The organism is Paraburkholderia sp. PAMB 6770 (assembly GCF_057748135.1).
This window is the reverse complement of sequence record NZ_CM173239.1, coordinates 756,188-768,759: the sequence shown is the minus strand read 5'-3', so window position 1 is coordinate 768,759 and position 12,572 is coordinate 756,188. Positions and strand designations below refer to the sequence as shown.

10 protein-coding genes are annotated in these 12,572 nt (G+C 68.2%); 3 read left to right on the top strand and 7 right to left on the bottom strand.

Annotated elements, in window-relative coordinates; all coding sequences use genetic code 11:
• Nucleotides 1-217: 217 nt before the first annotated feature.
• Nucleotides 218-1,051 (bottom strand): winged helix-turn-helix domain-containing protein, encoded by an 834-nt coding sequence (locus tag AC3AP7_RS20900; RefSeq protein WP_487364959.1) that lies wholly within the window; start codon nucleotides 1,049-1,051, stop codon nucleotides 218-220.
• A gap of 287 nt (nucleotides 1,052-1,338) precedes the next feature.
• Here AC3AP7_RS20900 and AC3AP7_RS20895 point away from each other — a divergent pair, with 287 nt between their 5' ends.
• Together AC3AP7_RS20895 and AC3AP7_RS20890 are read left to right on the top strand one after the other, a co-directional pair.
• Nucleotides 1,339-3,051, top strand: a complete 1,713-nt coding sequence (locus AC3AP7_RS20895; protein ID WP_487364464.1) for an ATP-binding protein — start codon at nucleotides 1,339-1,341, stop codon at nucleotides 3,049-3,051.
• The gene (locus AC3AP7_RS20890) at nucleotides 3,044-3,772 is read left to right on the top strand and encodes a response regulator (RefSeq protein ID WP_487364463.1); all 729 of its coding nucleotides are present in this window, start codon (nucleotides 3,044-3,046) and stop codon (nucleotides 3,770-3,772) included. Before AC3AP7_RS20895 ends, AC3AP7_RS20890 begins: the two co-directional genes overlap by 8 nt.
• 66 nt (nucleotides 3,773-3,838) lie before the next feature.
• Here the strand turns inward: AC3AP7_RS20890 and AC3AP7_RS20885 are convergent, their stop codons facing one another.
• Nucleotides 3,839-4,240 carry a hypothetical protein gene (locus tag AC3AP7_RS20885; protein WP_487364462.1) on the bottom strand — a complete coding sequence of 134 codons (402 nt, stop codon included), beginning with the start codon at nucleotides 4,238-4,240 and terminating at the stop codon, nucleotides 3,839-3,841.
• Nucleotides 4,241-5,099: 859 nt separating this feature from the next.
• Between AC3AP7_RS20885 and AC3AP7_RS20880 the strand changes: the two genes are divergently transcribed.
• On the top strand, nucleotides 5,100-5,381 hold the full coding sequence (locus tag AC3AP7_RS20880; RefSeq protein WP_487364461.1) for a hypothetical protein: 282 nt from the start codon (nucleotides 5,100-5,102) through the stop codon (nucleotides 5,379-5,381).
• An 80-nt stretch (nucleotides 5,382-5,461) separates the two neighbouring features.
• Here AC3AP7_RS20880 and AC3AP7_RS20875 read toward each other — a convergent pair whose 3' ends face one another.
• The 5 genes from AC3AP7_RS20875 to AC3AP7_RS20855 form a co-directional block, all read right to left on the bottom strand.
• Complete coding sequence (locus AC3AP7_RS20875; RefSeq protein ID WP_487364460.1) at nucleotides 5,462-6,589, bottom strand: DUF2827 domain-containing protein; 1,128 nt, start codon at nucleotides 6,587-6,589, stop codon at nucleotides 5,462-5,464.
• On the bottom strand, nucleotides 6,586-7,173 hold the full coding sequence (locus tag AC3AP7_RS20870; protein ID WP_487364459.1) for a hypothetical protein: 588 nt from the start codon (nucleotides 7,171-7,173) through the stop codon (nucleotides 6,586-6,588). The genes AC3AP7_RS20875 and AC3AP7_RS20870 overlap by 4 nt, the downstream gene beginning before the upstream one ends.
• Entirely contained in the window at nucleotides 7,170-8,327 is a 1,158-nt protein-coding gene (locus AC3AP7_RS20865; RefSeq protein ID WP_487364458.1) for a DUF2827 domain-containing protein, read from the bottom strand. The genes AC3AP7_RS20870 and AC3AP7_RS20865 overlap by 4 nt, the downstream gene beginning before the upstream one ends.
• Nucleotides 8,327-9,457: a DUF2827 domain-containing protein gene (locus AC3AP7_RS20860; RefSeq protein ID WP_487364457.1), complete on the bottom strand. Its 1,131-nt coding sequence runs from the start codon at nucleotides 9,455-9,457 to the stop codon at nucleotides 8,327-8,329. The genes AC3AP7_RS20865 and AC3AP7_RS20860 overlap by 1 nt, the downstream gene beginning before the upstream one ends.
• A gap of 91 nt (nucleotides 9,458-9,548) precedes the next feature.
• Nucleotides 9,549-11,600, bottom strand: coding sequence for a YadA family autotransporter adhesin (locus AC3AP7_RS20855; RefSeq protein ID WP_488324873.1), 2,052 nt, complete (start codon nucleotides 11,598-11,600; stop codon nucleotides 9,549-9,551).
• Nucleotides 11,601-12,572 lie beyond the last annotated feature (972 nt).

The following is a 12,572-nucleotide window of genomic DNA, read 5'->3' as shown; positions in this document are numbered from 1 at the left end:
ATCGCAGGAACAGAGCGGCTGCGTGCGAGGTACTTACCAGATGTTGCTCACATGACGCGCGAGACGGGCCGCGCACAGTAGCCGTATGGAGAAAACGGTTTGGTGTGGGCGGTGTGGGCGGTGTGGGCGGTGTGGGCGGTGTGGGCGGTGTGGGCGGTGTGGGCGGTGTGGGCGGCGTGGGCGGCGTGGGCGGCGTGGGCGAAACGCGCTGCGGCGCTCACGCCCACACTTCTCGCGCGAGGCCGCGCGCGGCGCGGCCTCGCCTGCGCGGCACGGCAGCAGCCTCTGCCGCCTCCGCCTCCCCGACGGGCGCGGGCAGCGCCGCCGCATCGGGCCGCGGGGCGTCGTCGCCCGCCTCGCCGCACGGCACGAAGATATAGCCCCGACCGCGCAGCGTCTGGACGAACTGCGGCCTGGCGGGGTCCGGTTCGATCACCGCGCGCAGCCGGAATACCAGCACGTCGAGCCCGCGTTCCGTATGCCCGCTGTCGCGCTTGCCGAGCAGCGCGATGATGCTCGCGCGCGACATCACCTTCAGCGGATGGCCCGCGAAAATCTTCAGCAGTGCGAATTCGCTCGAACGCAGCGCCACGTTCCTGCCATCGCGGATCAGGCGCCGTTTCGCAAAGTCGACCTGCCAGTCGCCGAACGCATAGCGCTCGCGTATCTCCGGCGCCGCGCAGACCACCGTCGTGCGTCGCCGCAGCACGTTGCGCAGGCGCGCGCTCAGTTCGCGCAGATCGAACGGCTCGACGAGATGGTCGTCGGCGCCGAGTTCGAATGCGATGATCTTGTCGATCACATCGGCGCAGCGGCTGACGAGGATCACCGGCACGTCATAGCCGGCGGCGCGCAGGCGGCGCAGCGCGGCCTGCGCGTCGCACTGCGGCGGCTGCGCGCGCAGCACGATCGCCGACGGCAGTTCCTGCTCGACGCGATGCACGAGCGAGGCCGCGCCGTACAGCACCGACATGTCGATCTGCTCGCGCTGAAAATGCGTGCGCAGCGCGTCGCGCACGGACGGGTCGGGCTCGACCACCAGAAGCCGCATATTGATCACGGGATGACACTCCAGACGGCAGCGGAAACGATCCGGCATGCACGCATCGACGCGGCACGCTCAACCGCCATACTAGGGAGCGAATGCGCAGCCAGAATGGGGAAATCGAGGAGAAAGTGTGAAGAACGCGCGCCGCGGCCCTCGCGGGCCGCACGCGCGGGCGAAATTCGGGCACTATACGGCCCGGCGCGGCCCGGCGCGCGCACGCCTGCGGAGGCGCCACCGCGCGCCACGCCCGCGCACACTGCCGCGCCGCTGCGGCGAGGCGGGGACTCCCTATGAAATTAGGCATCAAATCCAAGCTCTTTCTCGCGATCTCGACGTCGTGCATCGCCATTGCGGTGGCGATGGGGGTCGCCGTGCGCTGGAGTTTCGAGAGCGGCTTCATCGATTATCTGGGCGAGCGTCATAGGGAAAGCGTGCGGCAGCTCGCCAGCGCGCTGCAGGATGCCTACGCGAAGCACGGCAACTGGACGTTCGTGACGGACGATCGCGACGCATGGCAGCGCTTCATCGCCCACGCGCACATCAGCATGATGCCGCCCCCGCCGTGGGATGCGGGGCCCGGCGGACCACCCGGCGCGCCTGCGGGGCCGCCGGGGCCGCCCGGCCAGCCGTGGCCGCCTTCCCCGCCCGACGCGGGCGCTCCGCCGCCCCAGGATGCGCCGCGCGCGCTGCCCCCGGATGCGTCCCAGCAGGCACCGCTGAACTTGCCGCAACCAGCGCCGCAACCAGCACCACAACAGGCCCCGCAACCAGCGCCGCAGCAGGCACCGCAGCAGGCACCGCAGCAGGCCTCGCAACAGGCACTGCAGAACTTGCCGCCGCAGGCACCGCAGCCGATGCCGCCGCAGGGGCCCGATGCGCGCCCGGCCGGCGCACGACCGGACCGGTCCGGCCGGCTGCCGCCGTTCACGCTGTACGACGCGCAGAAGCGCCCGATCGCCGGCACCGGCCCGCTGCCGCCGCCGGATGCGCGGCTCTGGCCGCTGAGCGTGGCCGGACGCACGGTCGGCTGGCTCGGCATGCCTTCGCCGGTGGACCTGTTCTATACCGCCGACCGCCAGTTCCAGGTCCGGCAGTTGCGCGCGACGTGGATCATCGTCGCGCTCGCGGCGCTGCTCGCCGCCGCGGTCGCGATGGTGCTCGCGCGTGTGTTCCTCTCGCCGGTCCGCCGGCTCGTCGACGCAACGCACCGGCTCGCGAGCGGCGACTACACGACCCGCGTGCCGGAGGGCAGCGGCGACGAACTGGAGCGGCTCGCGCAGGACTTCAACCGGCTCGCCGCGTCGCTCGAACGGGCCGAGCGCACCCGGCGCAATTTCATCGCCGACATCTCGCACGAGTTGCGCACGCCGCTTGCGGTGCTGCGCGGCGAACTCGAAGCGATCGAGGACGGTGTGCGTCATCTGGATCGCGCGTCGCTCGGGTCGCTGCAAAACGAGGTGGCGATGCTGAGCCAGCTGATCGACGATCTGTACGAGCTGTCGCTCGCCGATATCGGCGCACTGTCGTTCGAGAAGGTGCCGGTCGATGCCGCCGGTCTTGTCGAATCCGCCGCCGACGCATTCGAAGAACGCCTGAACGCACGCGGGCTGACGCTCGAAAAAGACCTCGCCGATACGCCGGCGATCGTGCTCGCCGATCCGCACCGGCTCACGCAGTTGCTGAAGAATCTGCTGGAAAACGCGCTGCGCTACACCGATGCGGGCGGCAAGGTACGCGTGAGCGTGTCGTTGCACGCGCAACTACTGCATATCGACGTGCAGGATTCCTACCCCGGCGTGCCCGATCCGCTGCTGCCGCATCTGTTCGAGCGGCTGTTCCGCGTCGACGTGTCGCGCAGCCGGCGCAGCGGCGGCGCGGGGCTCGGGCTCGCGCTGTGCCGCCACATCGCCGAAGCGCATCATGGCACCATCGACGCCGTCCGCTCGCCGCTCGGCGGCGTGTGGATCCGGCTGCGCCTTCCGCTGGAGCGCCATCATGACTGACATGCCCGCCCCGCTGCCGATCCTGATCGTCGAAGACGAACCGAAGCTCGCCGCGCTGCTCGCCGACTACCTGCAAGCGGAGGGCTATGCGCCGGCCGCGCTCGCCGACGGCCTGCAGGTGATTGCGCACGTGCGCGCCGATCCCCCCGCGCTGATCCTGCTCGACCTGATGCTGCCGGGGCGCAACGGGCTCGAAATCTGCCGCGAGCTGCGCACGTTCTCGGCGGTGCCGGTCATCATCCTGACCGCGCGCGTCGACGAAATCGACCGTCTGCTCGGCCTCGAACTCGGCGCGGACGACTACGTATGCAAGCCGTTCAGCCCGCGCGAAGTGATCGCGCGCGTGAAGGCGATCCTGCGCCGCAGCGGCCGCCTGCCGTCGCCGGTGCCGCAGGAGAGCCCGCCGCGCTCGCCGCTGCGCGTCGACGTGGAGCAGCACGTCGCGCACCTGGACGGCGCCGACCTGCAGCTCACGCCCATCGAACTGCGGCTGCTCGCGCTGCTGCAATCGACGCCGGGGCGCATTTACCGGCGCGACCATCTGCTGCGCCAGCTTTATGACGATCACCGCGTCGTCACCGACCGCACCGTCGACACCCACGTGAAAAACCTGCGCCGCAAGCTGCAGGCGATACGCCCCGGGCAGGACATGATCCGCTCGATCTACGGGGTGGGCTACCGGCTCGACATCGAACCGGACCAGGGCGACGCCGGCGTGTAACCGCCCCGCCGCGGGCGGCCGCCTGCATCCCGCCACACTATTCAGGATTCCGACACAATTGCGCGCTTACGCGTGCCGGCGGGCCGCGGCCGGCAACGGCTCGCCGGCAGTCAAACGCTGCAGGCGCTCGCTTGCATCGGTGAGCGCCCAGAGCGGCGCTTTCTGCAACTGGCGATCGTAGCCGCCGACGATCGCCGCGAACGCGCAATAAGCGGTTTCGTCGAGGCGCCAGACACCGGAGGCGCGCCCGTGCGCGAAGCATTCGGCAATCAGCGCGTCGGCAGTGCGCAGCGCCTCGTTCGTCATCTCGCCATAGCCGGATTCGACCAGGAACGCGCTCAGCAGCATCGCCTGGGTCAGCTTCTGCGCGTCGCTGTCGCTGCCCGCGCGACGGCGCAGCGCGTCGAGCGCGAGATACATCTGCAGCGCCAGGTCGTCGGCCACGCTGCGCGGCAGAGGCAACAGCATGGACTTGGCGGCGTGGGCGCGCGCTGCCTGAGCGTGACGGGAGAACAAAGCGGGACTGGCCATGAGCGTAAAACAAACGTATGACAGATGCGATAACGGCGGTTCGCGTCAAAGCTTAAGGGGCCGCGCATCAGATAAACCGGCCTCGCGCCTGCCGCGTGTTACCGATTGCTACCCGTTTCCATCGGCCTCGATCGGTTGCTACGGGCAGAACCCGGCAGAACCCGGCAGAAACCGCTAGAAACCGGCCCCTGCGGACCGGTACCGATCGATACCGCGCCTTTCCCCGATATCCGCCGTCTTGCGCAGGCAGCGGACGCCGCCCGGGACGGAGAACCCCGCTCCGGTCCGACCCTGCAGGCGCGGCGATTCGCCCGGGTCCGATGCCCGTGGACGCCCCGGATCGCTACGATGGGCAGCAGATCCCGACCCCGCCCCTGCCACGAAGGAACCCGTCATGAGCCCGTTTTGCCTGATCGACGTCAAGAGAATGCACACCCGCCCCTGTCGCGCCGCGCGGCGCGGTCGGCGGCTGCGCGTGGTCCGCTGGCTCGCGGTGCTGTTGCGCCAGTGCCGGCGCGCCCGCCAGGTCGCCCAGACAGACGGTCCCCACGCCTCGCCCGCCACAGCGCGCCATAGGGCGCCATAGGGCGCCATAGGGCGGTAGCGTGACGCAGCCGCAGCGGGAACGCCTCGACCGCGTGATGCACGCCGAGCCCGTGCGCCGCCCGCCATGCCCAGCCCGCCACCATGCCGTCGACCGGCTGGCGCGGTCCGCTTGCCGGCAAGCGGACCGAACAGGCGATAGAACACGGCGGCGGCGCGGCCGTTGTTCCAGCCGACGGACCCGAAACCGGGCATGGCCGCCACGACGCAGCCGCACCGCAGGGTTGAAATGCGCTTCGAAGACGTTTGGCGTCAGCGCGATCGCCTCCTGGTACGCGGCCTGCGCCGCCCGCGCGTCGCCCTCGTCCGCGAGCAGCAGACCGCGACGGCACAGTGCCGGCACATCGGAGCGGGGTCGGCGGGCCAGCCGGTCGAGCCGCTTGCGTGCGAGATCGAGGCGCCCTGCCGGCAGCGCCGCGTCCGCCGCGTCACCGCGTGCCGCGCGCGCGGCAGACGGCAACGCGGCGCGGGATGACTCGTCTTCATCATATGGCGGCCCTTCCTGCTGATCCGTCGTTCGTCTGCTCCCGTGACACCGGCATCGGGCCGCGCCGGTTAGCGCACCGGCCGGCTCATCACGTCGTCGAGCAGCGTCTGGTAGGTCGACACCACGCCCGGATGATCGGGCAGAAAGCGCCCGATGTGCTGCCGCTGCCGCGCGCGATACGCGTGCGCGTCGCTGTCGTGGGTATCGATCGCGTCGCTCAGGCGGCGCGCGCCGGCATGCGCATCGTTATCCGCGTAGTAGTAGCCGAGCTCCGGGCAGAGCGACGCGTTATGGACGAGCGGATACCCCTGCCAGCACACTTCGAGATACATGTAGTTCAGCGGATTGTTCAGCTGATGCGAAATCACGATGTCCGTATGCTCCGCGAGAAAAGCCGGCGTCTCGTAGCGTCCGGCGAACACGGCCTTGTGCCCCCGCACGATGTCCAGCTGGTTCATCAGTGCGATGAAGTCCGCGTTCTCCTGCGCGAGCGTCAGCGCGTTGGTGACCTGCAGCCGCTCGATGTCCTGCGGCCGCGACCGGTACACGAGCTCCGCGATCAGCACCGGGTACAGGCAGAACTTGACCACGTTGATGTTCGGCTCCATGACGCTCAGCCGGCGCGGGCCGTCGCGCGGCTGATAGACGCCCTCGCCCGGCAGATGCCGCGCGGCCTGCTCGACGAACACTGGGCTCCAGACGAACGGCACGACCTTGCCCGGAATGCGCCGCATCACTTCGAGGTACGTTTGCGTGTTGCCCGCCACCTGCGGGATGAACCACAGGTCGTCGTAGTGCGCATTGACGAACAGCCCGCCGCGCCACAGCGGCCGCTGGAAGAGCATGGCCTCGGCCGCATGCAGGTACTCGAAGCCGCAGCAGTAGGACACGAGCCGCACGTTGCGCGCCTTCAGCCACGCGGTGCGGGCTGCGTCGAGCTGGCCGCCGAGTTCGATGACGAGGTCGAGCTGCTCTTTCACGTCGTCGAACGACGCGCTCGGCCAGCGCGCCTGATCCCACGGCAGCGCCGCCGTGACCGGCACACTGGTCGTATTGACGAGCGTCACGCGCGCGACGCCCGGGCAGTGGCGCAGCGTTTCGGCGAGAAACACCGCGTTCTGCTTGATGCCGTTGTTCCAGAGCGTCTCGTCGGGCTGGCTGAGCCCGATCGTGATGCCGATTCGCCAGCGGTTCATGGCGCCTCCTTGCCCGCCGACGCGGTGGCGATCTTCACGTAGCGGCGGATCACGACGCAGCCGGGCGCGGCATCGATCAGCGTCACGCTCGAACCGCGGTCTTGCGCGGACGTGTAGACGCTCAGGTGCGGCACCAGCGGCGTGCCGTGCAGACCGCCCAGTTCGCGCGCGGCGACGTGCGCGCAGTCGTCGTGCTCGAACGCGATCCGCTCGGCGGCGATCGAGCAGGCGCCGCCCGTTTGCGGCACGGCGCTCAGCAGCATCGCGGCGTTCGCCTGCGGCGTCTGCATGCCGAGCAGCGCGAACACCGGCCCGGTATCGGGACTGCCGCGATCCCAGTCGATCATGCCGTCGCTGTGCACCGTATTGCGTTCGCCGATCGCCGACAGTTCCGCCAGCGCCGGCAGACAGCGCCGCACGCCGAGCGAGCGCACCGCCGCGACGAACGGATTGGGCGGCGGCGCCGCAGCCGGCGCTTCGAGGATCTGCTGCGCGAGACCGCTGCGCGGCACGACACCGCCGGCGAGCAGCACGCATGCCGCGGCAAGCGCGGCACGGAGAAAGCCAGAGCGTCCTCGCCTCATCGCATGTTCCCCCTCGCATACAGCGCGTCGAGCGCGTCGCCGTAGCTGCGCACATTGGGCGCATAGGCCGGATGCAGCGTACTCAGGAACGACCGGGCCGCGTCGCGATACGCGGGAAGATCGTCGTCATGCCGCCGGAACGCCTCCAGCAGCGCCCGGCCGCCCTCCTCGCAGTCGAATTCGTGGTAGCGGTAGCCGCAGCCGCCGATCAGCGCCGAGTTATGAATCAGCGGATAGCCGCCGTGCAGCGCTTCGTAGTACAGATAGTTTTGCGCGTTCTCCCACTGATGCGTGACGACCGCGTCGACCTGCGCATTCATCACCTGATAGAACGGGTAGCGCCCCTCGAACGAAGCGAGCCCGTGCCTGACGATGTCAAGACTGTTCGCAAAGCCCGCGAAACCGAGGTGCTCCTTCATGTGCAGCGTGTTGTAGACCCACACGTGCTCCAGCAGGGCGGGCCGCTGCCGGTGCGCGGTTTCGCAGCACAGCATCGGAATGTGGCTCGCCTTGACCATGCAGATGTTCGGCTCGAAGATGCCCACCCGCCAGCGGCGCCGCCCCGGCCGATAGCCGAACGGCTCGCCGCGTCCATCCCGGCTGATCGCGCGTTCGAGCACGTCCGGGCACCACAGGTGCGGCACGATCCGTACCGGTGCGCGCATCGCCGCGCGGAAGTACGACGCGCAACTGTGCGCGTACTCGGGCAGGGTCCAGATCTCGTCGTAAGGCGCGCCGCTGATCAGCAATGCGTTCGGGCGGTCGAAGATCATGCGCTCGATGTCGATCACGTAGTCGTTGCCGACCCGCATCGACACGACCTTGCCGCCGCGCTCGCGAAACGCGACGATCCAGTCGCGGGCCAGTTGCGCGCTCATCTCGATCATCACGTCCAGTTGCGCGGATGCCTGTTCGAGATCGATCAACGGCACCGGCGACGCGCCGATGAAGCGGCTCGCGTCGTCGATGCCGCCGTCGCCGCCGCACACCACCAGCGACACTTCGGCGACGGCGGGCACGCGCCGCAGCAGCATCGCGAGAAACAGGCAGTTCTGGAAAATGCCGTTTTCCCACAGCGACTGCTCGCCCTTGCGCACGAACAGCGATACGCCGACGCGCAAGGCTTGTGCGGAGGTTTTTGTCGGCCCGGCCATCAGTGCCTCCCGAATCCGGCTTCGCCCGCCAGCGCTTTCAGACGCTGCGCGTAACTCGCCAGATTGGCCTCGCAAAACGGATCGACCTGATCGAGCAACGCGCGGGTGCGCGCCCGGTACGCGTCGAGCGTCGCATCGTGCTCGCGCACCGCCTTCATCAGCGCCGCGGCGCCCGCCTGCGCGTCGAAGCCCGGGTAGTAGTAGCCGGCCGACCCCAGCCATGGCGAATTGTGAATCAGCGGGTAATCGCCATACAGCGCGTCGAGATAGCTGTAGTTCTGGTCGTTGCCCCACTGATGGGCGACCACCGCGTCCGCGTTCTGGCCCATGAAGCCCACCACGTCGTGCCGGCCGTGGAAGCACGCATGATGCTCGCGCACGATGTCGAGCGAGTTCGCCAGATGCAGCATGGTCGGATGATCCTTCATGTGCAGCGTGTTGAGCACGTGCATGAACGACACGCTGTCGCGGTCGAGACGATACGCCTCGTCGCAGATCAGCATCGGGATGCTCGACGTCTTGACGACCGAGATGTTCGGCTCGAAGATCGCGACGCGCAGACCGCGGTCCCGTTCGCGGTTCGCCGTATAGCCGAAGCGCACGCCGTGCCGGGCCACCTCGGCGATGCGCTGCTCGACGAACACGGGGCGCCAGATGAACGGCACCTCGTGGACGGGGCACCGGCACATCGTGCGCATCAGCGGGATGCTCAGGCGATCTTTCGGCATCAGCCACACCTCGTCGCAGCGGTCGGGGCGCGCCGCGTGGACCGGCCGCCCGAACATCGACGGCTCGACGAGTCCCACGTAAGGCTGGCCGCAACAGCAGTAGACCACCTTGCAGCCGCGGCTGCGCATCAGGTCGAGCCAGCGGTTGTCGAGCGCGCCTTCCATCTCGACGATCACGTCGACTTCGTCGGTCGCGTGCTGCAGCGTCAGCACGCGCGCGTTGCCGCATTGCGCAGCCACCTCCGGCGCGAGACCGAGTTGCTGGCCGACGTCGATCAGCGCCACGGTCTCGACGAACGGCAGCCGCTGGAACAGTTGCGCGAGGAACACCACGTTCTGGCTGAGGCCGTTCTGCCAGACGCTTTGCCCCTCGCGACTCAATATGGAGATGCCGATACGCATGGGCGGATTTCCTGCATCAGGTTGATCATGGACTTGCCTTTCTCATGCTGCTGCCGATACGCGCACCGGCGCCGCGCCGATGCGCGCATCCTTACCATTGATAGGACGCACCGATCCCGATGTCGGTGTTGCCGCTCGTGAAGCCAATGCCCATCTTCATCTTGAAGCTCTCCGCGAGACGGATCGACGCGCCGACCGCCATCGCCTGATAGCCGCCGTAGCTGCCGGCGCCGAGACCGATCGCGAAGTTCTTGCCCGGATCGACCTCGGGGATCATCGTGAGCGCCGTCGCCGCCGCCACGCCCGAGTAAGCCGCGCGCGCGTACTGGCCGATCTGCGACTGAACGCTGCCGATCGCGTTGTCCAGCTGGTTCACGTTGACTGCGTCGGTGGGGTCGATGCCGGGCGCCACGTTGGTGATGCGGCGTTCGTTGCCCGGCGAGCCCACCGATACCGTGTTGTCCGCCGTCGCGACCGAGCCGGCGCCAAGCGCCACCGAATTGCTGCCGCTCGCCACCGCGTTGGCCCCCATCGCGACGCTGTTCGTTGCGGTCGCACTCGCCCCCGCACCGACCGCGACCGCGTTGTTGCCGGACGCGAGCGCGTCCGCGCCGATCGCGACAGTCGGGTCCGCAATGGCCTGCGCGTTGTAGCCGAGCGCGACCGAGCCGGCGTAGTACGCGACCGAGCGGAAGCCGACCGCGGTGGTCTGCTCGCCGTTCGCCTGGGCGTTGGAGCCGAACGCGGTCGCGCCGGCACCGCTTGCCTTCGCACACAGACCCGTGCCCGTCGCGTCGACGCCCGAAACCGACGAGCAGGTGAGCGGATTGACGTTCTCGATCGTCGTGCCCGACTCGCCGGTTGTCTGCACCGAGCCGTTGTTGTTCATCCCGCCCACGAGCGTGCCGATGAACGCGTTACCCTGGTCGTTGGCGGACGTCACCATGCGCGCGACCGAATTCGCGATCGTCGACACCGACGCGAGTGTCGCGGCCGTCCCGGCAAGGCTCGTCGACAGCGAACCCGCGGCGCTCGACAGCGAGGTCGACGCGACGCTCGACAGCGAAGCGAAGCCGCTCGACGTGGACAGCGACAGCGACTGCACGGTGGAATTGGCCGAACTCACGCCGCTCGACAGGCTGCCGAGCGAACTGTTGGCGGTGGACAACCCGGTGGACAGCGAACCGATACCGGTCGACGTGGACGAGGACAGGCTCGCGACCGAACTGTTGGTGCTCGACAGACCGGTCGACAGCGACGAAAGGCCGGTCGAGGTCGACGTGGACAGGCTGCCGACGGTGCTGTTGGTCGTCGACAGCGCGCTCGACAGGCTGTTCACGCTGCTGCTGGTGCTCGCGAGCGAGGTGGACAGGCTGCCGAGACCGCTGTTCGTGTTCGAGATCGACGTCGAGAGCGAATTGATGCCGCTCGAAGTCGACGAGGACAGCGAGGCGACATTGCTCTGCGTGGTCGACAGCCCGCTCGACACGGAGGTCGACAGCGACGCGACGCTGGTCGAACTGGAGGTCGACAGGCTGGCGACGCTGTCCACCGTAGTCGACAGTCCGCTGGACAGCGAAGCCTCGACGGTCGAGGTGGAGCTCGACAGGCTCGTGATCGTGCTGTTGGTGCCCGACAGGCCGGTGGACAGGGACGAGAGTCCGGTCGAGACCGACGTCGACAGCACGAGCACCGAGCTCGACAACGTCAGGAACCCGGTCGACAACGACAGGATGCCGTTGTCCAGCGTGCTGTAATCGTTCGAGGTCGAGAGTGACAGGCTCGCGAGGTTGCTGTTGACCGTCGCGAGACCGCTCGACGTCGAGCCCGACAGCGAAGCGAGCGAGCTGTCCGTGCCCGACAGACTCGTCGAGAGCGAATCGAGGCCGGTGGAGGTGGAAGACGAAAGACTCGCGACATTGCTGTCAGTGCTCGACAGCCCGGTCGACAGGCTCGACACGTTGCTGTCCGTCGTGCTGAGGCCGGTGGACAGAGACGCAAGACCGCTCGAAGTGGAGGTCGACAGGCTCGTGACCGTGCTGGCCGTCGTGCTGACGCCGGTGGACAGCGAGGCGACGCTCGATGCGGTTGACGACGACAGTGTGCTCAGGCCGGTCGAGGCCGAGGTCGACAGGCTATCCACGTTCGAGTTCGTGGACGAGAGCGCGGTGGACAGCGAGGAGACGCCGGTCGAACTGGATGTCGAGAGGCTCGCGACGGTGCTGTCGGTCGTGCTGATTCCGGTCGAGAGCGACGCCACACTCGACGTGGTTGACGATGACAGTGTGCTCAAGCCGGTCGAGGCCGAGGTCGACAGGCTATCCACGTTCGAGTTCGTGGACGAGAGCGCGGTGGACAGTGAGGAAACACCGGTCGAACTGGACGTCGAGAGGCTCGCGACGGTGCTGTCGGTCGTGCTGATTCCGGTCGAGAGCGATGCCACGCTCGATGTGGTTGACGACGACAGTGTGCTCAGGCCGGTCGAGGCCGAAGTCGACAGGCTGTCTACGTTTGAGTTCGTGGATGAGAGCGCAGTGGACAGCGAGGACACGCCGGTCGAGCTGGATGTCGAGAGGCTCGCGACCGTGCTGTCGGTCGTGCTGATTCCAGTCGAGAGTGACGCCACGCTCGACGTGGTTGACGACGACAGTGTGCTCAAGCCGGTCGAGGCCGAAGTCGACAGGCTTGTGACTGTGCTGTCGGTCGTCGACAGGCCCGTGGACAGGCTGTCCACGTTCGAGTTCGTGGACGAGAGCGCAGTGGACAGCGAGGAGACGCCGGTCGAACTGGATGTCGAGAGGCTCGCGACGGTGCTGTCGGTCGTGCTGATTCCGGTCGAGAGCGACGCCACGCTCGATGTGGTTGACGACGACAGTGTGCTCAAGCCGGTCGAGGCCGAAGTCGACAGGCTGTCTACGTTCGAGTTCGTGGATGAGAGCGCGGTCGACAGCGAGGACACGCCGGTCGAACTGGATGTCGAGAGGCTCGCGACCGTGCTGTCGGTCGTGCTGATTCCGGTCGAGAGCGAGGTCACGCTCGATGTGGTTGACGACGACAGTGTGCTCAGGCCGGTCGAGGCCGAAGTCGACAGGCTTGTGACTGTGCTGTCGGTCGT